19 protein-coding genes are annotated in these 22,672 nt (G+C 71.6%); 5 read left to right on the forward strand and 14 right to left on the reverse strand.

The genetic code is table 11. The features are described from left to right. Positions 1–99: 99 nt before the first annotated feature. Together ACF08F_RS14560 and ACF08F_RS14565 are read right to left on the reverse strand one after the other, a co-directional pair. Entirely contained in the window at positions 100–1,266 is a 1,167-nt protein-coding gene (locus ACF08F_RS14560; protein ID WP_392298828.1) for a helix-turn-helix domain-containing protein, read from the reverse strand. Positions 1,267–1,675: 409 nt separating this feature from the next. Continuing rightward, on the reverse strand, positions 1,676–2,035 hold the full coding sequence (locus ACF08F_RS14565; protein ID WP_392298829.1) for a hypothetical protein: 360 nt from the start codon (positions 2,033–2,035) through the stop codon (positions 1,676–1,678). 343 nt (positions 2,036–2,378) lie between these two features. On the opposite strand from ACF08F_RS14565, the gene ACF08F_RS14570 reads away from it, so the two are divergent. After that, entirely contained in the window at positions 2,379–2,900 is a 522-nt protein-coding gene (locus ACF08F_RS14570; protein WP_055643330.1) for a universal stress protein, read from the forward strand. 176 nt (positions 2,901–3,076) lie between these two features. Continuing rightward, complete coding sequence (locus ACF08F_RS14575; protein ID WP_392298830.1) at positions 3,077–3,637, forward strand: GPR1/FUN34/YaaH family transporter; 561 nt, start codon at positions 3,077–3,079, stop codon at positions 3,635–3,637. Between the two features lie 127 nt (positions 3,638–3,764). Here ACF08F_RS14575 and glmS read toward each other — a convergent pair whose 3' ends face one another. Both glmS and ACF08F_RS14585 read right to left on the reverse strand, forming a co-directional pair. Continuing rightward, positions 3,765–5,582 carry a glutamine--fructose-6-phosphate transaminase (isomerizing) gene (gene glmS / locus ACF08F_RS14580; protein ID WP_150269983.1) on the reverse strand — a complete coding sequence of 606 codons (1,818 nt, stop codon included), beginning with the start codon at positions 5,580–5,582 and terminating at the stop codon, positions 3,765–3,767. 64 nt (positions 5,583–5,646) lie between these two features. Further along, positions 5,647–5,922 (reverse strand): hypothetical protein, encoded by a 276-nt coding sequence (locus ACF08F_RS14585; protein ID WP_024758123.1) that lies wholly within the window; start codon positions 5,920–5,922, stop codon positions 5,647–5,649. A 185-nt stretch (positions 5,923–6,107) separates the two neighbouring features. Between ACF08F_RS14585 and ACF08F_RS14590 the strand changes: the two genes are divergently transcribed. Together ACF08F_RS14590 and ACF08F_RS14595 are read left to right on the forward strand one after the other, a co-directional pair. Further along, the gene (locus ACF08F_RS14590) at positions 6,108–7,754 is read left to right on the forward strand and encodes a beta-N-acetylhexosaminidase (RefSeq protein ID WP_392298831.1); all 1,647 of its coding nucleotides are present in this window, start codon (positions 6,108–6,110) and stop codon (positions 7,752–7,754) included. A 65-nt stretch (positions 7,755–7,819) separates the two neighbouring features. Continuing rightward, positions 7,820–8,782 (forward strand): hypothetical protein, encoded by a 963-nt coding sequence (locus tag ACF08F_RS14595; RefSeq protein ID WP_392298832.1) that lies wholly within the window; start codon positions 7,820–7,822, stop codon positions 8,780–8,782. Here ACF08F_RS14595 and ACF08F_RS14600 read toward each other — a convergent pair. From ACF08F_RS14600 to ACF08F_RS14630, 7 genes are all read right to left on the reverse strand, one after another. Beyond that, positions 8,775–9,434 carry a hypothetical protein gene (locus tag ACF08F_RS14600; protein WP_392298833.1) on the reverse strand — a complete coding sequence of 220 codons (660 nt, stop codon included), beginning with the start codon at positions 9,432–9,434 and terminating at the stop codon, positions 8,775–8,777. The genes ACF08F_RS14595 and ACF08F_RS14600 overlap by 8 nt on opposite strands. Before the next feature lie 173 nt (positions 9,435–9,607). After that, positions 9,608–11,392, reverse strand: a complete 1,785-nt coding sequence (locus ACF08F_RS14605; RefSeq protein WP_392298834.1) for an IucA/IucC family protein — start codon at positions 11,390–11,392, stop codon at positions 9,608–9,610. Further along, positions 11,389–11,919: a GNAT family N-acetyltransferase gene (locus tag ACF08F_RS14610; RefSeq protein WP_392298835.1), complete on the reverse strand. Its 531-nt coding sequence runs from the start codon at positions 11,917–11,919 to the stop codon at positions 11,389–11,391. Before ACF08F_RS14610 ends, ACF08F_RS14605 begins: the two co-directional genes overlap by 4 nt. Beyond that, positions 11,916–13,199, reverse strand: a complete 1,284-nt coding sequence (locus ACF08F_RS14615; protein WP_392298836.1) for a lysine N(6)-hydroxylase/L-ornithine N(5)-oxygenase family protein — start codon at positions 13,197–13,199, stop codon at positions 11,916–11,918. The genes ACF08F_RS14610 and ACF08F_RS14615 overlap by 4 nt, the downstream gene beginning before the upstream one ends. Further along, complete coding sequence (locus ACF08F_RS14620; RefSeq protein ID WP_392298837.1) at positions 13,186–14,625, reverse strand: pyridoxal phosphate-dependent decarboxylase family protein; 1,440 nt, start codon at positions 14,623–14,625, stop codon at positions 13,186–13,188. The genes ACF08F_RS14615 and ACF08F_RS14620 overlap by 14 nt, the downstream gene beginning before the upstream one ends. Positions 14,626–14,779: 154 nt before the next feature. Further along, a complete protein-coding gene (locus tag ACF08F_RS14625) occupies positions 14,780–15,628 on the reverse strand; it encodes a siderophore-interacting protein (RefSeq protein WP_392298838.1) in 849 nt (282 codons plus the stop codon). 3 nt (positions 15,629–15,631) lie between these two features. Continuing rightward, complete coding sequence (locus ACF08F_RS14630) at positions 15,632–16,684, reverse strand: ABC transporter substrate-binding protein (RefSeq protein ID WP_392298839.1); 1,053 nt, start codon at positions 16,682–16,684, stop codon at positions 15,632–15,634. A gap of 215 nt (positions 16,685–16,899) precedes the next feature. On the opposite strand from ACF08F_RS14630, the gene ACF08F_RS14635 reads away from it, so the two are divergent. After that, positions 16,900–18,564 carry a hypothetical protein gene (locus ACF08F_RS14635; protein ID WP_392298840.1) on the forward strand — a complete coding sequence of 555 codons (1,665 nt, stop codon included), beginning with the start codon at positions 16,900–16,902 and terminating at the stop codon, positions 18,562–18,564. Between the two features lie 67 nt (positions 18,565–18,631). Here ACF08F_RS14635 and ACF08F_RS14640 read toward each other — a convergent pair whose 3' ends face one another. From ACF08F_RS14640 to ACF08F_RS14650, 3 genes are read right to left on the reverse strand one after another with little or no spacing between them, the layout of a single operon-like run. After that, entirely contained in the window at positions 18,632–19,792 is a 1,161-nt protein-coding gene (locus ACF08F_RS14640; RefSeq protein ID WP_150270007.1) for an acyl-CoA dehydrogenase family protein, read from the reverse strand. Between the two features lie 8 nt (positions 19,793–19,800). Then, the gene (locus tag ACF08F_RS14645; protein ID WP_392299112.1) at positions 19,801–20,718 is read right to left on the reverse strand and encodes a hydroxymethylglutaryl-CoA lyase; all 918 of its coding nucleotides are present in this window, start codon (positions 20,716–20,718) and stop codon (positions 19,801–19,803) included. A 14-nt stretch (positions 20,719–20,732) separates the two neighbouring features. Beyond that, complete coding sequence (locus ACF08F_RS14650; protein WP_392298841.1) at positions 20,733–22,667, reverse strand: biotin carboxylase N-terminal domain-containing protein; 1,935 nt, start codon at positions 22,665–22,667, stop codon at positions 20,733–20,735. Positions 22,668–22,672: the final 5 nt, after the last annotated feature.

Below are 22,672 nucleotides of genomic sequence, written 5' to 3' on the forward strand. Positions count from 1 at the left end.
AGGCCGACGGGCGCCCGGGGGAGGTGTCCCCGGGCGCCCGTCGGTCCTGCGGTACGCCGCTTGTGGCGGCGCGGGTCGGTTGTCGCCGCGTCGCGCTCGTTACGGCATGCGCTGGCCCGGCAAGGAGGGGCGGCCGGGAGCGTAGACGTCCGTGTGCGGCTTGCCCACGTCGAGCGGGGAGCCCGGCCGGCGCATGCCCGCGCCGACCTGGACGGGCACGGCCTGGTCCAGCACCGCCGTGCCGACCTCACCCTGCGGACGCCTGGCCCGGTACGCCGCCCGGTAAGCGGCCGGCGAGGAGCCGAGCTGGCGCCGGAAGTGGCCGCGCAGCGCCACCGGCGAGCGGAAGCCGCACCGGCCCGCGACCTCGTCGACCGAGTAGTCGGAGGTCTCGAGCAGTCGCTGCGCCTGGAGCACCCGCTGTGTGATCAGCCACTGGAGCGGGGCGGACCCCGTCAGCGAGCGGAACCGGCGGTCGAAGGTCCGCCGTGACATGTACGCGCGCGCGGCCAGGGTCTCCACGTCGAACTGCTCGTGGAGGTGCTCCAGCGCCCAGGCGACGACCTCGGCCAGCGGGTCGGCGCCGATCTCCTCTGGTAAAGACCTGTCGAGGTAGCGCTCCTGACCGCCGCTGCGCCGCGGCGGGACGACCAGCCGGCGCGCCAGCGCGCCCGCGGCCTCGGTGCCGTGGTCGGTCCGCACGATGTGCAGACACAGATCGATTCCGGCCGCGGTGCCGGCGGAGGTGAGGACGTCACCGTCGTCGACGAAGAGCTCCCGCGGGTCCACGTGGACCGACGGATAGCGCTTGGCGAGCGTCGGCGCGTACATCCAGTGCGTCGTCGCCGGACGGCCGTCGAGCAGCCCCGCTGCGGCGAGGACGAAGGCCCCCGTGCAGAGGCCGACGATCCGCGCACCCTCCTCGTGGGCGCGGCGCAGCGCTTCGAGCGCCTCCGGCGGCGGCGGCGAGGTGATCGACCGCCAGGCCGGCACGACGACCGTGCCGGCGCGGCCGATGGCCTCCAGGCCGTAGGGCGCGGTGAGTTCGAGACCGCCGGTGGTGCGCAGCGGGCCGTCCTCGCCGGCGCAGACCAGCAGCCGGTAGCGGGGCACGCCCGCGTCCTGCCGGTCGATGCCGAAAACGGAGAGCGGGATGGAGCTCTCGAAGATGGGGCCGCCACTGAACAGCAGCACCGCGACGACTTCGCGGCGGCGGCGTCCGGACAGCTTCCGGGCGACCTCCGGTACGGCGGAGTCCTGGCTCATGACGCTAAGCCCCCCTCGGTGTTCGCGTCTCCCTGGTCGTGTCGCTCCTGCACGTTTCCCCTCGGTTTTGCACGAGACCCCAGTCTTCGGTACCCATGATCGAATCTACTGTGTCGTATGGCGCCGGCGTGACAAGTTCTCCATCCGGTGGATTGTCGACAAGGCCACTTGGCGCGAAGCGATCGATCGGGAAGCGTTCCACCTGGCGGCCGCCAGGGGAAGGGGCGGCGCCGCGAAGGCCCCGTGAGCGTGGGGTGCGGGGCCTTGTGGCGGGGCTCCGGGGGGTGTCGGGACCGGGGTTGGCCAACCGTTCCGCCAAGGACTCGCCGGGGAATGGAAGTTGGCTGAAAACATATGGGGTCGGGTGTGCGAACCTGTCAACTCGAAGGGGGGCCGGTGCGTCCCCGGCTCAGCTCCGGCGCCTGGTTCGTACGGTTTCGGCCCGAAGTTCGCGCTCCGAGCGCCGCAGCAGCACCCGGCACGCCGCCGTCACCGTGACGAGTCCCAGCGCGGTCCCGGCGGCCCCGCCGAGCGAGGTGCCGTAGACGACGAGCACCACGGGGACGAGGGCGCAGCAGAAGACCGCCCACCGGACGACGTCACCGGCCTGATCCGCGGTTCCCGCCCCGGCGGGAGCTCCCCACTCCCGGTCCGCCGCCGCGGACGGCCCCGCGGGGACGGCGGGCGCCCGGCGGCGGCCCCGGGGTGAGCCGAGCGTGGGGGCGGAGGTGGTGGGGCTCTGGCCGGCGGCGGTCGATGGTGCGGGCACGGGCGGTCTCCCTGCGACGGTGGGCTGGACCTGTGGCAACGAGGAGCGGAACGTTCCGGTCACTGTGGGTGGCGTCCGTTTGGCCCCCGTACGGACGCCTGTAGGGCACAACCGGCATTGCCAGATCCCGAACCCCTCGGGCATGCTCCCTGGAACGCCGCGCACAGCGGGGCGCACGCCGGGGAGTGGCACGGCGGGCTCTGGGCAGGAGAGGAGTGTCGCCGTACCCTTGGGGGTATGGGCTTGGGAAGATGATTCCCGGACACAGCTCCGCCGCCACCCGTTGTATCCGTCCCCTCCACTCCCGTCCCTTCCCACGAGGACTCTCTTCGCCGAGACACCGATGGCCGGTCACGAATTCCCCGAACCCGCGGACCGCAAGCGCGTCGCCGACTCCACGGTCGACCCCCTCGCGGTGGAACAGCCACGCCACGCCTGCGACCCGGCCTTCCGGCACGGGGTGGTCGTCGGCTTCGACGGCTCCATGTCCAGTGAGCGAGCCCTCGCGTACGCCATCGGCATGGCCCGCCGCTCCGGCTCCGGCCTGATCATCGTGCACGTGGCCAACCGGCTGCCCACCACCGTGTGGGCCGGCTGCGAGCCGCCGGTCTTCGTCGACGTACCGGATCACCGCACCGAGGTCCTCGGTCTCGAGCTGGCCTGCGCCGAGCACCTCTCCGAGGTGCCGTGGATCCTCGTCGAGCGCGGCGGCGACATCTGCCACGAGCTGGAGGAGGTCGGCCGCGAGTACTCGGCCGACGCGATCGTGGTCGGCTCCACGCACGGGATCGTCGGCCGGATCTTCGGCTCGGTCGCCGGCCGGCTCGCGCGCCGCGCCCAGCGGCCCGTGATCGTCATCCCGTAGGGACCCGCTCCCGCCCCCGTACGCGGACCCGTTCCGGAGTCCCGTTTCCCAACTGGCGTTCCCCGGCCATAATTTCGGCCTTCCTCAGGTGAATTGTGCGCTTGTGAAGGGTAGATAAGGCTCACCGGATCACAGCAGCTCACGCAGCTCGGCTGCACTCCTGAAGGGAGCCCGCCGTGGACAACGAAGTCGCCGCGGGGAACAGCACCTCCACGCTCGGAAACCTCGCACTCGGACTGACCCTGCTGGCCTTCGGGCTGGGCGGGACGGGTGTCATCGACAACGTCGCGGCAGCCGATGCCGCGGGCCTCGCCACCTGGGTCGGCGGGGTGACGCTCTTCCTCGTCGGACTGCTCGCCCTGCGCGCCGGCAGCACCGGTGAGGGCACGGCGTACGCGGCGCTCGGCGCCTTCTGGTTCACCTGGGGGACCGCCGTCGGCGGCGGGGCCTCGGCGGACGCCGTAGGGCTCTTCATGCTCCTGTGGGCGCTCCTCGCGCTCACCCTGACCGTGTCCGCGTCGGGCAGCGGTCTGTTCGGACAGGGCGTGTACGGGCTGCTGTTCGTCGCGCTGCTGCTCATCGGCATCGGCGCGCTGGCCGACAACGGCGGCCTGGCGAAGGCGGGCGGCTGGGTCGCGGCCGTCGGCGGGCTCCTCGCCTGGTACGGCGCCACGGCCGCGGTGGCGGGCTGGCCGACGGCGCTCCGGCGCCCGGCGAGCGCTCCGGCCGCGGGGTAAGGACGGGGGAAGGGAAAGAGGTCCCTGCCGCACCTGGGTGTGCGGCAGGGACCTCTTTCGTGTCCGGTCGAACCGCCGGGGGACAGGCCCGGCGGCGCGGGTCGGGGGGACAGGCCCCGACCGGCTGCTACTCGACCGTGACGGACTTGGCCAGGTTGCGCGGCTTGTCAATGTCGCGGCCCATGGCGAGCGCCGTGTGGTAGGCGAGGAGCTGGAGCGGGATGCCCATGAGGATCGGGTCGAGCTCGTCCTCGTTCTTCGGCACGACGATGGTGTGGTCGGCCTTGGCCTGCGGCTGGTGCGCGACCGCGAGGATGCGGCCGCTGCGGGCCTTGATCTCCTCCAGGGCGGCGCGGTTCTTCTCCAGCAGGTCGTCGTCGGGGACGATCGCGACCGTCGGCAGGGCCGGCTCGATGAGGGCGAGCGGACCGTGCTTCAGCTCGGAGGCCGGGTAGGCCTCGGCGTGGATGTAGGAGATCTCCTTCAGCTTGAGGGAGGCCTCCAGGGCCACCGGGTAGCCCCGGACGCGGCCGATGAACATCATCGACTGGGCGCCGGCGTACTCCGCGGCGATCTTCTTGATCTCGTCCTCGGTCTCCAGGATCTCCTGGATCTGCGCGGGCAGCTTGCGCAGGCCCTCGATGATCCGCTTGCCGTCGGTGACGGACAGGTCGCGGATGCGGCCCAGGTGCAGGGCGAGCAGCGCGAAGGCGGTGACCGTGTTGGTGAAGCACTTCGTCGAGACGACGCAGACCTCGGGGCCGGCGTGGACGTAGACGCCGCCGTCGGCCTCGCGGGCGATGGCGGAGCCGACGACGTTCACGACGCCGAGGACGCGGGCGCCCTTGCGCTTGAGCTCCTGGACGGCGGCGAGCACGTCGTACGTCTCACCGGACTGGGAGACGGCGATGTAGAGGGTGTCGGGGTCCACGACCGGGTTGCGGTAGCGGAACTCCGAGGCCGGCTCGGCGTCGGCGGGGATGCGGGCGAGGGACTCGATGAGCCCGGCGCCGATGAGGCCGGCGTGGTACGAGGTGCCGCAGCCGAGGATCTTGATGCGGCGGATGGTGCGGGCCTCGCGGGCGTCCAGGTTGAGGCCGCCCAGGTGCACGGTGGAGAAGCGGTCGTCGATCCGGCCGCGCAGCACGCGGTCGACCGCGTCGGGCTGCTCGGAGATCTCCTTGTGCATGAACGTGTCGTGGCCGCCCATGTCGTAGGAGGCGGCCTCCCACTCCACGGTCTCCGGGGTGGCGGTGGTGGACGCGCCGGAGGTCGTGTAGGTGCGGAAGTCGTCGGCCTTGAGGGTGGCCATCTCGCCGTCGTCGAGGGTGACGACCTGGCGGGTGTGGGCGATCAGGGCGGCGACGTCGGAGGCGACGAGCATCTCCTTCTCGCCGATGCCGAGGATGACCGGGGAGCCGTTGCGGGCCACCACGATGCGGTCGTTGAAGTCGGCGTGCATCACGGCGATGCCGTAGGTGCCCTCGATGACCTTGAGCGCCTCGCGGACCTTCTCCTCGAGGGTGTCGGCCTGGGAGCGGGCGACGAGGTGGGTGATGACCTCGGTGTCCGTCTCGGAGGCGAAGACGACGCCGTCGGCCTCCAGCTTGGCGCGGAGCTCCTGGGCGTTGTCGACGATGCCGTTGTGGACGACCGCGACCTTGTTCTCGGGGTCCAGGTGCGGGTGCGAGTTCACGTCGCTGGGGGCGCCGTGCGTCGCCCAGCGGGTGTGGGCGATGCCGGTGGTGCCGGAGAAGCGCTTGGGGACGCGGGCTTCGAGGTCACGGACCCGGCCCTTGGCCTTGACCATCTTCAGGCCGGTGGCCTTCGGGCTGGTGATGACCATGCCGGCGGAGTCGTATCCCCGGTACTCCAGACGCGCCAGGCCCTCAAGGAGCAGGGGGGCGACGTCGCGCTTTCCGATGTAACCGACAATTCCGCACATAAAGGTGAAACCCCTCCAGGTTGGTGATGGTGCTCGCCGTGTTCGTCCGAGGTTCGGTCGTGGCTCAGCCGTAGACGATGCGGCGCAGCTGCCGGAGCGAGAGCTCCGGCGGTGCCACGGCCCGGTGCGGCAGCTCCGCCGCGATCCGTTCGAAGATCTCGGCGTTCACGGCCCCGCCGGACTGCAGTTCGCGGTGGCGGCGGCGGACGAACTCCTCGGTCGTCTCGTCGAAGTACGCCAGTACGTCGAGCACCACCCGGGCGGCCTCACCGCGCTGGAGCGCGGTGCTGCGGACCAGATGGTCGACGAGGTCGTCGTGCGACGGGCGGCGTTCGAGCACCCGTGAATACTGAGGGGTACCCGCCGTTCTTCGCAAGAATCCTGCCCGAAATCGGGCAGGAGTCACCGGGTCGGCATCCTGGATGCGGAAATTGGTCCAGACCTTGACCCGAGGTGACGGTAGCGGTACGCATGGTCGCCAAATGGATATATGACCCGAAGACGTGTCGAACACCGAAGGGGACCATGCCCGTGAGTCAGCGCCGAAGGATTCCTCGCCTCATCGGATCACTCCTCCTCGTCGCCACCGCCGGGGTCGGCTGCGGCGAGGCCTCCGCCGACAGCGGAGGCACCGACGGCAGAGGCGCCGACGGCAAGGCCGCCGCGGCCGAACCCGAGGTCCGCCCACTCGGCCGCATCGTCCCCGTCCCCGCCTCCGTCACCCCCGAGGGCGAGCCCTACACCCTCACCGCAGCCACCCGCATCGGCGTCGACGAGTCCTCCCGCGAGTCCCGCGCCGTCGGCCGCTACCTCGCCGGCCTCCTCCGCCCCTCCACCGGCTTCCCGCTGCACATCGTCGACGAGGCGGCGGCCCGCGGCGGCATCCGCCTCCACCTCGACCGCGAGGACGCCGGGCTCGGCGACGAGGGCTACCGCCTCCGCTCCGGACCCGAGGGCGTCACCCTCACGGCCCGCACGCACGCCGGCCTCTTCCGCGGCGTCCAGACCCTCCGCCAGCAGCTGCCCTCCGCCGTCGAGCGCCGCACCGTCCAGCAGGGCCCCTGGAAGATCGCGGGCGGCACGATCACCGACACCCCGCGCTACGCCTACCGGGGCGCCATGCTCGACGTCGCCCGCCACTTCTTCACCGTCGACGAGGTGAAGCGGTTCATCGACCAGCTCGCCCTCTACAAGATCAACACCCTGCACCTGCACCTCTCCGACGACCAGGGCTGGCGCATCGCGATCGACTCCTGGCCCCGGCTCACCACCCACGGCGGCTCCACCGAGGTCGGCGGCGGCCCCGGCGGCTTCTACACGAAGGAGGAGTACCAGGAGATCGTGCGGTACGCGGCCTCCCGCTACCAGGAGGTCGTCCCCGAGATCGACGTGCCCGGCCACACCTTCGCCGCCCTCTCCTCCTACGCCGAGCTCAACTGCGACGGCGTCGCCCCGCCCCTCTACACCGGCATCAAGGTCGGCCTCAGCTCCCTCTGCGTCCCCAAGGCCGTCACCTACGACTTCGTCGAGGACGTGATCCGCGAGATCGCCGCCCTCACCCCCGGCCGCTACCTCCACATCGGCGGCGACGAGGCCCACTCCACCAGCCACGCCGACTACGTGACCTTCATGGACAAGGTGCAGCCGCTCGTCGCCAAGTACGGCAAGACGGTCGTCGGCTGGCACCAGCTGACCGGCACCAAGCCCGTCGACGGCGCCCTCGTCCAGTACTGGGGCCTCGACCGCACCCCCCTCGCCGAGAAGGAGCGCGTCGCCGCCGCCGCGCGGGACGGCGCCGGGCTGATCCTCTCGCCGGCCGACCGCTCCTACCTCGACATGAAGTACACGAAGGAGACCGAGCTCGGCCTCGCCTGGGCCGGCACGGTCGAGGTCCGGCGCTCCTACGACTGGGACCCGGCGACGTACCTCGCGGGAGCCCCGGCCGAATCCGTCCGGGGCATCGAGGCCCCGCTGTGGACGGAGACCCTCGCCACGACGGACGACCTCGACGTGATGGCCTTCCCGCGCCTGCCGGGCCTGGCGGAGGTGGGCTGGTCCCCGGCGGAGACCCACGACTGGGACACGTACAGGACGCGGCTCGCGGAACAGGCCCCGCGCTTTGACGCACTGGGCATCACCTACTACCGCTCACCGCAGGTGCCCTGGGAGTAGGCCGGAGTTCGGCCGGGTGGCGGGCTCGTCGCGCGCGGCCGGGCGGTGGTGCGGAGACTGGCGGCATGTCCGTGCCGTCAGGGGAACCGTCCCAGCCAGCGCCCGCGCCGCCGGGGGAACCGTCCCAGCCGGCGCCCGCGCCGCCGAGGGCGACGCTCTTCGACAAGGCGGCCTACATCGTGGCGCCGGGGACGGCCGTCATCGGCCTGCTGTACTACTTCGGCAGCCTGTACGCCGACACCTATTACGCGACCTTCGGCGTGCCGGCGGCCGACCTCCAGCTGTCCGTCCAGTCCTACCTGGCCAAGAGCCCGGACGCGGTCTTCGGCCCGGTGTGGTTCCTGCTGATCTGCGGACTGGTCGTCCTGCTGGTGCTCGGCCGCCTCGGACACACCCTGGCCCGCCCGGGGAAGGAGCGCCGGCGCCGCACGGTGTGCCGGGTGCTCCTCGTCGTCGGCCTGTCCATGGCGCTGCTGGGATTTCCGGTCTTCTTCGGGCTGCGGATCTGGCTCCCCCTCCCCGCGAGCCTCTGGTGGAGACCGTTCGTCCCGCCCCTCCTGGTGGCCCTGGGGGCCACCCTGGCGTTCTTCGCCGTGCGGCAGCGTCTTCAGCGGAGCGAGGACGAGCACCGGCGTGAAGGGACCGCCGAGCGGATGTGGTCCACGGGCGGCGCCCTGCTGATCGGGCTGCTGGCCATGAGCCTGTTCTTCGGTGTGAGCCGGTACGTGGCCGCGGGCGCGGCGACCGAGGCCCGGGCGGCCATCGAGGCGGGCAACGAGAAGAGCCTGCCGGTGCTGGTCTACTCGCGCATCCCGGTCGCGCACGACGCGAAGGGCATCACGTACAAGGACCTGGGCGCCGCCAGGGGCCCGTACCGGCATCGGTACACCGGTTTCCGTCTGCTGGTGAAGTCTCCGTCCCGCTTCTACCTGGTCTCCCACGAAACGCGGGACGTGGACGACTACATGACGGTCGTGCTGCCCGACGACGACACCGTGCGAGTGGCGCTGACCTCGGCCGTCAAGTGACCTCGGGCTCGGGCTCGGGCTCGGTCTCGATCGGGGTCGGCTCGGTGGTGGGCTCGGGCTCGGGCGTCTCGGTGGTCGGCTCGGGCTCGGGCGTCTCGGTGGTCGGTGAGGGATCCGGCGTCTCGGCGGTGTGCGAGGACTCGTCCCCCACCGCCTCGCCGGAGAAGGGCACGGTGATCGTTTCGCCCTGCGAGGTCTCGACGGTCAGCACGCCGGAGTAGGACCCCACCTCGTACGGCATGAACCGGAAGTCCAGCTCGCACTCCGCGCCGGGGGCCAGCGTGCCGGCGCAGGTGCCGAGGTCCACCGCCGCATCCCCCATGTCCGAGTTGTCGGTGGACGTCTGTGGATCCCGCAGATTCATGGGCCGGTCGGAGGTGTTGACGACCTTCACCTTCCCGCCCGCCGACTCGCCCACCTTGGTGGTCGGGACGTCGATCGGGGCGGCCTGACCGCCCGCGCCCTTTCCCGGGAAGAGCGCCCCGATCGATTCGCCCGAGTCCGAGGGCGGCGACGACGTCCCCGTGATCTCCGCCCGCTCCGTCGGACCGTCCTCCGCCGTGCTGCCGCCCTCGCTCCCGCAGGCCGCCGACGCGGCGAGGGCCACGACCACCGCTGTTCCGGCGAGACCACGGGCGATTCGAGTCAGCATGGCGTCAGACCTCCGCTCCCGGCCGGTGGACCCCGGCCCGTGGCCAACCTGCCACAGCGACGCCGGGTAATCGGCGAGACGGATCGGTGACACAGCGTGATCACCTGATCGGAGGCGAAAGGGATGCGACCCCCGGCGGAGGACCGTACTCCGCCGGGGGTCGCACCGGTCCGTCAGGCGAAGCGGGTGATCGGGTTGGTCAGGTCGCCGATCAGCTGGAGGGCCGCCGACGGGTCCGAGAGGTCGACCATCTGCTTGTTGTTGCGCAGCTGGAGGCGGTTGAGGGCGGAGAGGGCGAAGGTCTCCGCGAACATGTCGTACTGGGCGAACTTGTCGGCCAGTTCCGGCTTCGACCGCTCGTACGCCCGGACGCACTCCGCGACCGTCCGCCAGAAGTCGTCCTCGTCGAGCACGCCCTCCGTCGCCAGCGTCGCCGCCAGGAAGCGGAAGAAGCAGTCGAAGACGTCGGTGAAGACCGAGAGGAGCTTCATGTCCTCCGGGATCTCCGCGCGGACCCGCTCCACCGCCGGCGGCAGGACCGCCGCCGCGTCCATGACCACGATCTCCTCGGCGATGTCCTTGAAGATCGCGCGGGAGACCGTGCCCTGCTCGTCGAGGACGAGGATCACGTTCTCGCCGTGCGGCATGAACGCCAGGTCGTACGCGTAGAAGCTGTGCAGGATCGGCAGGAGGTAGGCGTCGAGGTAGCGGCGGAGCCACTCCGTCGGCGCCAGGCCCGACTCCTTGATCAGCGCACCGGTGAAGGACGCCCCCGTGTGGTCGACGTGGAGGAGCGAGGCCATGGTGGCCAGCCGCTCGCCCTCGGCGAGGCTCGGGACGGGGGACTCGCGCCAGAGCGCGGCCAGCATCTTGCGGTAGGGGGAGTAGCGGTCGGTGGCGGCCTCGTACTCCATGTGCCGGTAGCCGACGGCCGCCCGCTCGCGGATGATCGAGAAGTGGACGGACCTGAAGGTCGCGTCCGACTCGATCAGCTGGTGCAGCCAGTCGTTGATGGCGGGCGTGGCCTCCATGTACGCGGCCGAGAGGCCCCGCATGAAGCCCATGTTGAGGACCGAGATCGCCGTCTTGACGTAGTGCTTGGCCGGGTCCGTCGTGTTGAAGAAGGTACGGATCGACTGCTGCGCCAGGTACGCGTCGTCGCCCTCGCCCAGGTAGACGAGGCGCTGCTGCGCGACCTCGGAGGCGAAGGTGACGGACAGCTTGTTCCACCACTGCCAGGGGTGCGCCGGCATCAGCAGGTAGTCGGCCAGGTCCAGGCCGCGGGCGGCGAGGGTCGCGGCGAAGCCGTCCACCGTCTCCTCGCCCAGCTCGGCGCGGATGAACGTCTCGTACTCGATGTCCGCGCCGGCGGTGAAGGTGGTGCGGTCGCGGCGGGCGGCGAGCCAGATCAGGTGGATGTCGCTCGCGGCCTCGGGGGCGTACGCGCGGAACTCGTCGACGCCGAAGCCGAGCCGGCCGTTGTTGGCGACGAAGCAGGGGTGGCCCTCGGTCATCCCCGTCTCGATCGCCTGGAAGCCGGCGTGGGCCAGCTCGGCGGAGGTGACGGGCTCCTTGGTCGACTTGAACGCCGTGCCGGCCAGGGTGGAGGAGATCTCCTCCAGGTAGACAGGGAGGATCTCGTCGCTCAGGCCGAGGGAGGAGCGGAGCTCGGTGATGAACTGGAGCGCGTCCAGCGGGAGCTGCTCGTCGCCGCGGTGGCGGCTGATCGACTCGGCGTAGACCTGCCAGTGGTCGAGCGCGAAGCGGTCGGCGGTGAAGCGGTACTCGGTGGTGCCGTCGTCGCTGAGGACCTTGTAGCGGGACTCGCCCAGCTCCTGCGGGTGCAGGAGCCGCTCGTGGGCGAACTCGGCGAGACCCTTGCGGATCAGCGCGCGGTTGGCGTCGGCCCAGCGCTCGGGGGTGAGGTGGGCGACGGGGTCGGTGGCGTAGGCGGTCATATCGTCGCTCCCACGGCGGCCTCGAACTGGGCGCGGGTGCAGAAGCTGAGCAGCGCCCGCTTCTCCGGCTTCTGGATCTCGCGCTCGGGCACGAAGCCGACGACCTCGTTGAGCGCGTGGACGGCCTTGTTGGACACGTCCGGTTCGACGACCACACGGGCGGTCGCCGGGTCGTCGAACAGCTCCGCCATCACGGCGGTGATCACCCGGCGGGTGAAGCCGTGGACGGGGGTGTCGCTCGGGGCCACGAGGAAGTGCATGCCGACGTCGCCGGGGAGCGGGTCGTACAGCCCGACCAGCTCCAGGTGGGCGGGGTCGTAGCGCTCCATGAGGATCGCGGGGACCTCGTCGACCAGGCCGATGAAGGCCTGGTGGTGCGGGTCGGCGGCGAAGGCCGAGTACTCGCGTACGACGTCCTCCAGGGTCGCCTCCTGCATCATCCAGAAGGCGGCCTTGGGGTGGGTCACCCAGGCGTGGAGCAGCTCCGCGTCCTTGAGGGGATCGAGCGGGCGGAAGCGGATCGTCATACGGCGAACTCCTGGAAGGCGATGGTCTTCTCTACGGGGTAGTACTCGGAGCCCAGCATCTCCCCGATGATGTACGCGTTGCGATACGCCCCCATGCCCAGGTCGGGCGCGGTGATCGAGTGGGTGTGCACGGCGGCGTTCTGGAGGAAGATCCCCCGGCCGGTCGTGTCGATCGTGTAGTTGCGGGCCACGTCGTAGCGGCCCTGGCCGTCCCAGCGGATGCGGTCGCGGACGGGCTCCAGGAAGGCGGGGGTCGCGTACTTGTACCCGGTGGCGAGGATCAGGCCCTCGGTGTCCAGGGTGAAGTCCTTCTCCTGCTCCTCCTGGCGGAAGCCGAGCGTGTACGCGCCCGTCGACTCCTCGTACGCGGCGGTGTGCAGCGCGGAGTTGGTGAGGAGCCGGGTGGGGACGGGGCCGTTCAGGTTCTTCTGGTAGAGCAGGTCGAAGATGGCGTCGACGAGCTCGCCGTCGATGCCCTTGAAGAGGCCCTTCTGCTGGGTCTCCAGGCGGTAGCGGGTCCGCTCGGGGAGCGCGTGGAAGTAGTCCACGTACTCCGGGGAGGTCATCTCCAGGGTGAGCTTGGTGTATTCGAGGGGGAAGAAGCGGGGGGAGCGGGTCACCCAGTTGAGCTGGTAGCCGTGGACGTCGATCTCGCTCAGGAGGTCGTGGTAGATCTCCGCCGCGCTCTGGCCGCTGCCGACCAGGGTGATCGACTTCTTCTTCTGGAGCGCTTCCTTGCTGGGGAGGTAGCGCGAGTTGTGGATCATGTCGCCGCCGAGGTCCGCGCAGGTCTCGGGGACGTACGGCGGGGTGCCGGTGCCCAGGACGATGCGGCGGGTGCGGAACGATTCGCCGGTCTCCGTGGTGACCTCGTACACCTCGGCGGTGTCGTCGAAGGTCACGGACGTGACGGTCGTCGACCAGCGGACGGAGGTGACCTTCGCGGCGGCCCAGCGGCAGTAGTCGTTGTACTCGGTCCGCAGCGGGTAGAAGTTCTCCCGGATGTAGAACGAGTACAGCCGGCCCTTCTCCTTCAGGTAGTTGAGGAAGGAGTACGGGGAGGTCGGGTCGGCCATCGTGACGAGGTCCGACATGAACGGCGTCTGGAGGTGGGCGCCTTCGAGGAACATGCCCGAGTGCCACTCGAAGTCCGGCTTGGACTCCAGGAAGAGGCCGTTCAGGTGGTCGATGGGCTCGGTGAGGCAGGCGAGTCCGAGGTTGAACGGGCCGAGCCCGATGCCGATGAAGTCGTACGTCTCGGTCGTCTCAGGCGTGGACAAGGGTCTCTCCCAGGTACTGCTCGGCGTGGCCGGCGATCAGGTCGAGGACGGCGGCGATGTCGGCCGCGGTCGTCTCGGGGTTGAGCAGGGTGAACTTGAGGTACTGGCGGCCGTCGACCTTGGTGCCGGCGACGACGGCCTCGCCGGAGGCGAAGAGGGCCTTGCGGGCGTAGAGGTTGGCGCGGTCGATCTCGGCGGGCGAGGTGACGGCCTCGGGGACGTAGCGGTAGACGAGGGTGGAGAGCTGCGGCTCGACCACGACGTCGTAGCGCGGGTCGGCGGCGAGCAGGGCGTGGCCCTCGCGGGCGAGGTCGCAGACCTCGTCGAAGAGCTCGCCGATGCCGTCGGCGCCCATCACGCGCAGGGTCATCCAGAGCTTGAGCGCGTCGAAGCGGCGGGTCGTCTGGAGCGACTTGTCCACCTGGTTCGGTATCTGCTCGGCGATCGTGCGACGGGGGTTGAGGTAGTCCGCGTGGTACGTCGCGTGGCGCAGGGTGGCGCCGTCGCGGACCAGCAGGGCGGAGGAACTCACCGGCTGGAAGAAGGACTTGTGGTAGTCGACCGTGACCGAGTCGGCGCGCTCGATGCCGTCCAGGAGGTGGCGGCGGGTGCGGGAGGCGAGCAGTCCGCAGCCGTAGGCCGCGTCGACGTGCATCCAGGCGCCGTACTCGTTGGCGAGGGCGGCGATCTCGGGCAGCGGGTCGATGGAGCCGAAGTCGGTGGTGCCGGCGGTGGCGACGATCGCCATCGGGACGAGGCCCTCGGCGCGGCAGGCCTCCAGCTCGGCGGCGAGGACGACGGACTGCATGCGCTTGTTCCGGTCGACCGGGATGGAGATGACGGCGTCGGCGCCGAGGCCGAGGAGGGTGGCCGACTTCTGGACGCTGAAGTGGCTGCACTCGGAGGAGAAGATCCGGAGCTTCGCCAGGTCCTTCGTCTTGGCCTCCTCGCGGGCGAGGAGCATGGCCTGGAGGTTGGACTGGGTGCCGCCGCTGGTGAACACGCCGTCCGCGGCGGGGCCGAGGCCGATCCGTCCGGTGGTCCAGTCGATCAGCTTCCGCTCGATGAGGGTGCCGCCCGCGCTCTGGTCCCAGGTGTCGAGCGAGGAGTTGACCGCCGAGAGGACGGCCTCGCCGAGGACGGCGGGGATGACGACCGGGCAGTTCAGGTGGCCCAGGTAGCGCGGGTGGTGGAAGTAGACCGCGTCGCGGAGGTAGACGTCCTCCAGCTCGTCGAGGGCCGCCGAGGCGTCGCCGAGCGGCCGGTCGAGGTCGACGGCGTCGATGACGGGGGCCAGCTCGGCGGGGGTGACGCCGGTGAACGGGCGGTGCGTCGCGGCGAGTTTGGCCGCCACCCGCTCGACTCCTTCGGTGACGGAGCGCCGGTAGCTCTCCGCCGTGGCGTCGTTGAGCAGGTGGGAGCGCATGTGGGGGCCCTTTCGGGAGGAACGCTGAGGGATGCTTCGGAACCTTCGGAACACGCCGGAAGGCGCTGTGGAAGTAAGGTTAGCCTAACCTAATTTCACAACGCAATGGCCCCCCAACCCATGAGGGGCGGGGGGCCATTGGGGAAACGGGGGGTTACGCGTCTTCCTGGGTCTCGTCCGGCACCTCGCGCAGGGCGTCCTCGGACAGCCCCTTGCGCCAGTAACCGACGAACGCCACCCGGCGGCGGTCGAGCCCGCGCTCGCGCACGAAGTGCCGGCGCAGCGCCTTCACCGAGCCGGACTCGCCCGCGATCCACACGTACGGGGCCTCGCCCGGCAGTTCGGTGCCGCGCACCGCGTCCACGGCGGAGGGCGCCCCCTCCTCCCGTACGAGCCAGGTGACCGTGGCGTCGGCCTCGGTCGCGAGCTCCGTGCGGTCGCCGGAGTACGGCACTTCGAGGAAGACCTGCGCGCGGGTCTCGGCCGGCAGCCACTCCAGGATCGCCGAGGCGGCCGGCAGGGCCGTCTCGTCCGCCCAGATCAGCACGGAGTCGGCGTCCTCGGGGAGCTGGAAGCGGACGGCCGTGTTCGCGGCGACCGCGGGGCCGAGAACGACCACCCGGTCACCGGACCTGGCGCGGCCGGCCCAGCGGCAGGCGGGGCCCCCGTCCTCGTGGATCGCGAAGTCGATGTCCATCTCGTTCGGGTCCGTGCGCTGCTCGCGGACCGTGTACGAGCGCATGACGGCCCGCTCGTCGTCCGGCATCGCCCGCCAGGCGCCCAGGATCGCGTACATGTCCGGGTCGTCGAGCGGCGGCAGGGCGGGTGCCTCCTGGCCGGGGTGCGGCAGGAAGAGGGAGAGCGACTGGTCGCGGCCCCCGGAGGCGAACCTCTTCAGGTCCTCGCCGGTGAAGGTGACGCGGACCAGTGACGGGCCGAGCCGCCGCGTCCGGTCGACCTGGAGGGAGAAGAACTGGAACGGGGCGGTCTCGGCGGTCGTCATGGGTCAGGAAACCTTCTTCGCGTTCTCCAGGGCCTTCGCCAGGTCCTCCAGGAGCGGGGCGCACTTGGCGTAGGAGTAGATCGGCTCGGTCACGCGCGGGATGACCTGGCCGGCCTTGACGGCGGCCAGCGCGCCCCAGGTCGGCTTGGCCTTCAGCTGCTCCGGCTGGAGGGTGCCGGTGCGGTTGTCGAGCATGATGACGTCGGCCTGGTACTTGTCGACGTTCTCCCAGCTGAGGCCCTCGAACCAGCCGCCCTGGTCCAGCTTGGTCGGGACGACCAGGTTGACGCCGAGCTCCTTGAAGAAGAGCGTGTCGGTCGGGCGGACCGGGGTGGAGACGTAGAAGAGGTCGGGGGAGCCGGAGCCGATCAGGACCTTGATGTCCTTCTTGCCCTTCGCGGCCTTGCGGACGCGCTCGGCGGCGGCCTCGAAGCGGGCCTTGTCGGCCTTGATCTGAGCGGTCTGCACATCGGCGCCGAGCGAGGCGGCCAGATCGGCGTGGCGCTGCAGGACCGCCGGCATCGACAGGTCCGAGGCCCACAGGGCGACGCTCGGGGCGATCTTGAGGATCTTGTCCTTCTGCTCCGCCGGGACGTACCAGAGGTCGTTCTTCTCCCACATGTCCGTGATCAGGACCTCGGGGTTGAGCTTGAGGTACTCCTCGATCTTGAACTCGCCCCAGACGTTGCCGATGACCGCGACCTTGTCGATGTCGAGGTCGCCCGCCTGGACGTCGGGCTTGCGCGCCTTGGTCTTCGGGTCCTCGACGTAGGTCGGGCCGAAGACGCCGACGACCTCGACGCCGAAGTCGTGCAGAGCGGCGGCGGTGCCGGTGAAGGCGACGATCCGCTTCGGCGTGGTCTTCGCCTTCACGGTCAGACCGCGGTCGTCCTTGAACTCCCAGGAGCCGGACTTCGCCGAGGCCGAGGGGGCGGTGGCGCCGTCCTTCTTCTTGTCGCCGCCGCAGGCGACGAGCGCGGCGCCGAGCCCGAGAGCGCCGCCCGCGGCCAGCAGGCCGCGACGGGTGAGATGGGTGGCGCGGGCGGTGCTGGGCATGGCGGAGTCGCTTTCGGTACGAGCCGGGAACGGCGGGGCTCCGGCCGGAGCCGGCCGGTGAAGTCGAAGATAGGTTAGCCTAACCTCACGATTTTCCGACAGGGTGGATCTCCCCCCGACAGGTGTGAGCCTCGCTACTCCTGACGAGGCGAAGGGTGCGCCGCGCCCGGCGCGCCGCCCGCCCCGGGTCGGGCGGCGACCGCAGGGTGGACGGGATGGTCACCGTCGACGCGACCGCGAACTCCCCGGGAGAGCCTGTCCGCCGCCCGTCCACGGCGGCCGGTCCGCCGCCGGGGTCGCCAAGCTGGCCGGCCGGACTCGCCGTGGTCTTCGTCCTGGCCCAACTGGTTCTGGTCGTCCCGGGGTCGGGCCTCGGCTGGGACGAGGTGGTGTACGTCAGCCAGGTCGGAGGCGACGCCCCCGCGGCCTTCTTCAGCGCCCCTCGCGCCCGCGGAGTCTCGTACCTCGTCGCCCCGGTGGCCGCCGTCACCACCTCCGCGACCGCGATCCACGTCTACCTCGCCGTGCTGTCCGGGGCAGCCCTCTGGGGTGCGCTCCGGGCCTGGCGCGGGATCGTGCCCCTGTCGGTGGCGACGGCGGGGGGCGCGCTGTTCGCGGGGCTGTGGGTCACGCTGTTCTACGGCCCGCGGGTGATGCCCAACCTGTGGTGCGCGTTCGGCGCGCTGGCCGCCGTGGGGTTGTTCCTGCGGTACGCCGGTGAGGGTGGCGGGGGCGTGGGCGGTGGTCGGCGGACCGGCGTGGAGGGCGAAGGCGAGGGCGTGGGCGGTGGTCGGCGGACCGGCGTGGAGGGCGAAGGCGGGGGCGTGGGCGGTGGTCGGCGGACCGGCGTGGAGGGCGAAGGCGAGGGCGTGGGCGGGCGCGCGGCGCTCGTGGGGCTCGGGCTGACCGCGGCCGCGGTCACCCTCTTCCGGCCCGGCGACGGACTCTGGCTCGTGCTGCCGCTCGGCGCGGCGGCGGTGCTGGTGCCCGCCTGGCGGCGGCGTGCCGTCGCGCTCGTCGCCGTGCTCGCCGGAGCGTTCGCGCTCGGGGCGCTGCCGTGGGTGGTCGAGGCCTACGCGCACTACGGCGGCCTCGCCGCGCGGCTGCGGCGCGCCGGGGAGATCCAGGGTTCCCTGGGCTGGTACCTGTCCGTGGACGACCACGCGCGGGCGCTCGTCGGCCGCACCCTGTGCCGGCCCTGCGACGTGTCCTGGGAGCACCCGTTCACCGCGGTGTGGTGGTTCCTGCTGCCGGTGGCCGTCGCCGCCGGACTCGTCGCCGCCTTCCGGGCCGGGCGGGGAGCCCCGGCCCTGCTCGCCACGCTCACCGGGGTGGTGGCGGCCGCTCCGTACCTCTTCACCGTCGGCTACGCGGCCCCCCGCTTCCTGCTCCCCGCGTACGCCCTGCTGGCCGTGCCGGTCGGCGAGTGCGCGGTGTCGCTGTTCGCCGCGGTGCGCTCCGCGCGGCGGCGGCGGGCGGCCACCGCCCTGCTCGCGGCCGCCCTGCTCGGACACCTCGCGGTGCAGTACGCCGTGCTCGACCGGGCCGTCTCCAACAGCCGTTCCGTGTACGAGCGGTCCACCGCCGTCGCGAGCGCGCTGCGCGGTCTCGGCGTGCGGCCGCCCTGCCTCGTCACCGGCCGGGAGTACGTGCTGATCGGCCACTACGCGGGCTGTTCCTCCCGCCAGCCGAGCGGACACGACGAGAGCATCACCCCGGAGGGCATCGCCGAGGCCGCCCGCCGGATGCCGGTGGCCGTCATCGTGCCCGCCGGCGCCGCACCGCCCTCCTACGCCCGCGGCTGGCGCTCCGTGCGGCTGCCGTCGACGGAGGGCCCGGAGCAGTACGACGCGTTCGTCTCGCCCCGTACGCGGCCGTGACCGACACGGTCGTGCCCGCCGCCCCCGGGAGGGGGTGGCGGGCACGGTCACGCGGGCACGTCGCCGGTCAGGCGGGCAGACCCAACTCGCGGGCGATCAGCATCCGCTGGACCTCGCTCGTGCCCTCGCCGATCTCCAGGATCTTCGAGTCGCGCCACATGCGGGCCACCGGGTACTCGTTCATGAATCCGTAGCCGCCGTGGATCTGCGTGGCGTCACGGGCGTTGTCCACGGCCACCGTGGAGGAGTACAGCTTCGCGATGGCCGCCTCCTTCTTGAAGGACTCGCCGAGGACCAGGCGCGAGGCCGCGTCCCGCCAGCCGATCCGCGACATGTGAGCCTTCGTCTCCATGTCGGCGATCTTGAACTGGATCGCCTGGTTGTCGGCGATCGGCCGTCCGAAGGCGTGGCGCTCGTGCGCGTACTTCACCGACTCGTCGACACAGCCCTGGGCGAGACCCGTCGCGAGCGCCGCGATCGCGACCCGGCCCTCGTCCAGGATCCGCAGGAACTGCGCGTAGCCGCGGCCCTCTTCGCCCAGCAGGTTCTCCACCGGGACGCGGACGTCGTCGAAGGAGAGCTCCCGGGTGTCCGAGGCGTTCCAGCCGACCTTCGAGTACGGGGCGGCGACCGTGAAGCCCGGCGTGCCGGACGGGACGATGATCGAGGAGATCAGCGGGCGGCCGTCGGGCTTGCGGCCGGTGACCGCCGTGACCGTCACCAGACCCGTGATGTCCGTACCGGAGTTGGTGATGAAGCACTTCGAGCCGTTGATGACCCAGTGGTCGCCGTCGCGGACGGCGGTCGTACGGGTGCCGCCGGCGTCCGAGCCGGCACCGGGCTCGGTGAGGCCGAAGGCGCCGAGGACCTCACCGGAACACAGCTTGGGCAGCCACTCCCGCTTCTGCTCCTCGGTGCCGAAGCGGAAGACCGGCATGGCGCCGAGGGAGACGCCCGCCTCCAGGGTGATGGCGACGGAGGAGTCGACCCGGGCCAGCTCCTCCAGGGCGATGCCGAGCGCGAGGTAGTCGCCGCCCATGCCGCCGTACTCCTCCGGGAAGGGGAGGCCGAACAGGCCCATGCGGCCCATCTCGCGGACGATCTCGTACGGGAACTCGTGCCGCTCGTAGTAGTCGCCGATCTTCGGGGCGACGACGTCGTGCGCGAAGGCCTCGACGGTGCGGCGGAGTTCCTCGTGCTCTTCGGTGAGCCGGTGGTCGAGGGACATGGGTTTCGTCACTCCTTGTGGGAGAGGGCGCGGACGGTACGGGAGGGGCTGGGCCGGCCCAGCTGTTCGGCCATCCACCCGCTCGTGGCGGTGAGGGCGGCCAGATCGACCCCGGTCTCGATGCCGAGACCGTCGAGCATCCACACGAGATCCTCGGTGGCGAGATTGCCGGTCGCGCTCTTCGCGTACGGGCAGCCGCCCAGGCCGCCGGCGGAGGCGTCGACCGTCGTCACCCCGTGCCGCAGCGCGGCGAGGGTGTTGGACAGGGCCTGCCCGTAGGTGTCGTGGAAGTGCACGGCGATACGGGAGGTGGGGACCCCGGCCTCGTTCAGCGCGGTCAGGAGCGCCTGGACGTGGCCCGGGGTGGCGACGCCGATCGTGTCGCCCAGGCTCAGCTCGTCGCAGCCCATCTCGGCGAGGGCCTTCGTGACGCGGACGACCTGCTCGACCGGGACGGCGCCCTCCCAGGGGTCGCCGAAGCACATCGAGAGGTAGCCGCGGACCTTCAGCCCCGCCTCTATGGCGCGGGTGACCGTCGGCGCGAAGAGCGCGAGCGCCTCGTCGACGGTCCGGTTGAGGTTGGCCTTCGCGAAGGACTCCGTCGCGGAGGCGAACACCGCGATCTCCCGCGCCCCGAGGGCGAGCGCCCGGTCGAGGCCCCGCTCGTTCGGCACGAGGACCGGGAGGCGGACGGGCAGGTCGCGGACGAGCGGGAACAGCTCCTCGGCGTCGGCCAGCTGCGGCACCCACTTCGGGTGCACGAAGCTGGTCGCCTCGACGGTGTCCAGACCGGCGGCGGCGAGCCGCCGGACGAACTCCGCCTTCACGGCGGTCGGAACGGCCGTCTTCTCGTTCTGCAGACCGTCGCGGGCGCCGACCTCGTGGATCCGCACCCGGGCGGGGAGCGAGGGATCGGAGACCGTCATGGGCAGGCCGGTGGTCACGATTCCTCCTCCTCGCGGGGCGTCACCACGGCCAGGATCTGGTCCATGGCGACGGTGGTTCCGGGCGTGACGTCGAGCTCGGTGACGGTGCCGGCGTGCGGGGCGGAGATGACGTGCTCCATCTTCATCGCCTCGACGACGAGCAGGCTCTGCCCGGCCTCGACCTCGTCCCCGACGGCCACCTTGACGACGGTGACGGTCCCGGGCATCGGCGCGGCGAGCGTGTCCGCCCCACCGTGCCGGGCCCCGCTGAGCGCGGCCTCGACGGGGTCGTGGTCCAGCACGTGCCAGGAGTCGCCGTCACGGCCCAGCCAGGAGCCGGCGCGCCGGAAGTGATGGGTGATCCCGTCCAGGGTGACCGTCACCGCGGTGTCCGTGACGCGCGCTCCGGCGGGCGCGTCCACCGTGACGGGTTCGAGCCCCGGCACCCGGAAGGGGAAGGCGAGCCGCTTGGGCGTGCCGCCGAGCCGGAAGCCGTTCGGCACCGAGAACGGGTCCGTCCAGCCCTCCCGGGGCTCCGCGGCCAGCCCGGCGAGCCGCACGGCAGCCGCGGCCGCGTACACCTCGGCGGGGACGCCCTCCGGGACCAGGCTCTCCGCGTCCCGCTCCACCAGACCCGTGTCGAGGTCGCCCGCGATCACGGACTCGTGGGCCAGGAGGCGGCGCAGGAAGCCCGCGTTCGTCGGGACGCCGAGGGTGACCGTGTCCGCGAGGGCCGCGCGCAGCTTGCGCAGGGCCGTCGGGCGGTCCTTCGCGTGGACGATGACCTTCGACAGCATCGGGTCGTAGAGGGACGAGACCTCCGTGCCCTCGGAGAGACCCGAGTCCGTCCGGACCCCCGGCCCCTGCGGCTCGTTCAGCGCGAGGACCGTGCCGCCCGAGGGGAGGAAGCCCCGCGAGGGGTCCTCCGCGCAGATACGGGCCTCGATCGCCCAGCCGGTCAGGTGGATGCCGTCCTGGGTGAAGGGGAGCGGCTCACCGGCGGCCACCCGCAGCTGCCACTCCACCAGGTCGATGCCGGTGATCAGCTCGGTCACCGGGTGCTCGACCTGGAGACGGGTGTTCATCTCCATGAAGTAGTACGCCGACGGGTCGCCGCCCGGCACGATGAACTCGACCGTGCCCGCGCCCACATAGCCGCAGGACCGCGCCGCCTCGACCGCCGCCGCGCCCATCGACGCGCGGATCTCGGGGGTCAGGAGGACGCTCGGCGCCTCCTCGATGATCTTCTGGTGACGGCGCTGGAGCGAGCACTCGCGCTCACCGAGGTGCACCACGTTCCCGTGGGTGTCGGCGAGGACCTGGATCTCGATGTGCCGGGGCCGGTCGATCCACCGCTCCACGAGCAGCGTGTCGTCGCCGAAGGACGCGCGGGCCTCGCGGCGGGCCGCCGCGATCTCCTCGTCCAGGACCGACAGGTCCCGCACGAGCCGCATGCCCTTGCCGCCGCCGCCGGCGGACGGCTTGAGCAGGACGGGCGCGCCCAGCTCGCGGGCCGCCTCGGCCAGTTCGGGATCGGCGGCGCCGGGGACGACGGGCACGCCCGCCGCCTTCACGGTCTCCTTCGCCCGGATCTTGTCGCCCATGAGGGAGATCGCCTCGGCGGTCGGGCCGATGAAGACCAGACCCGCGTCGGCGCAGGCCCGCGCGAAGGCGGCGTTCTCCGCGAGGAAGCCGTAGCCCGGGTGCACGGCCTGCGCCCCGGTGCGGGCGGCGGCGTCGAGGAGGGCCGGGACCGACAGATAGGACTCGGCGGCCGGCGGCGGACCGATCCGTACCGCCGTGTCCGCCTCCCGTACGTGCCGGGCGTCGGCGTCCGCGTCGCTGTAGACGGCCACCGAGCGGACGCCGAGCTCCCGCAGGGTGCGGATGACGCGGACGGCGATCTCGCCCCGGTTTGCCACGAGGACGGTGTCGAACATGCTGTGCATCTCCT

The sequence above is a fragment of the Streptomyces sp. NPDC015130 genome (assembly GCF_043080005.1).
Taxonomy (GTDB): Bacteria; Actinomycetota; Actinomycetes; order Streptomycetales; family Streptomycetaceae; genus Streptomyces.

Coding starts and splice junctions, on each gene's coding strand:
- ACF08F_RS14560 (WP_392298828.1), bottom strand. CDS start 1,266: ATGAGCCAGGACTCCGCCGTACCGGAGGTCGCCCGGAAGCTGTCCGGA.
- ACF08F_RS14570 (WP_055643330.1), top strand. CDS start 2,379: ATGGCCGGTCACGAATTCCCCGAACCCGCGGACCGCAAGCGCGTCGCC.
- glmS (WP_150269983.1), bottom strand. CDS start 5,582: ATGTGCGGAATTGTCGGTTACATCGGAAAGCGCGACGTCGCCCCCCTG.
- ACF08F_RS14590 (WP_392298831.1), top strand. CDS start 6,108: ATGCCCGTGAGTCAGCGCCGAAGGATTCCTCGCCTCATCGGATCACTC.
- ACF08F_RS14595 (WP_392298832.1), top strand. CDS start 7,820: ATGTCCGTGCCGTCAGGGGAACCGTCCCAGCCAGCGCCCGCGCCGCCG.
- ACF08F_RS14600 (WP_392298833.1), bottom strand. CDS start 9,434: ATGCTGACTCGAATCGCCCGTGGTCTCGCCGGAACAGCGGTGGTCGTG.
- ACF08F_RS14605 (WP_392298834.1), bottom strand. CDS start 11,392: ATGACCGCCTACGCCACCGACCCCGTCGCCCACCTCACCCCCGAGCGC.
- ACF08F_RS14610 (WP_392298835.1), bottom strand. CDS start 11,919: ATGACGATCCGCTTCCGCCCGCTCGATCCCCTCAAGGACGCGGAGCTG.
- ACF08F_RS14620 (WP_392298837.1), bottom strand. CDS start 14,625: ATGCGCTCCCACCTGCTCAACGACGCCACGGCGGAGAGCTACCGGCGC.
- ACF08F_RS14625 (WP_392298838.1), bottom strand. CDS start 15,628: ATGACGACCGCCGAGACCGCCCCGTTCCAGTTCTTCTCCCTCCAGGTC.
- ACF08F_RS14630 (WP_392298839.1), bottom strand. CDS start 16,684: ATGCCCAGCACCGCCCGCGCCACCCATCTCACCCGTCGCGGCCTGCTG.
- ACF08F_RS14635 (WP_392298840.1), top strand. CDS start 16,900: ATGGTCACCGTCGACGCGACCGCGAACTCCCCGGGAGAGCCTGTCCGC.
- ACF08F_RS14640 (WP_150270007.1), bottom strand. CDS start 19,792: ATGTCCCTCGACCACCGGCTCACCGAAGAGCACGAGGAACTCCGCCGC.
- ACF08F_RS14645 (WP_392299112.1), bottom strand. CDS start 20,718: ATGACGGTCTCCGATCCCTCGCTCCCCGCCCGGGTGCGGATCCACGAG.
- ACF08F_RS14650 (WP_392298841.1), bottom strand. CDS start 22,667: ATGCACAGCATGTTCGACACCGTCCTCGTGGCAAACCGGGGCGAGATC.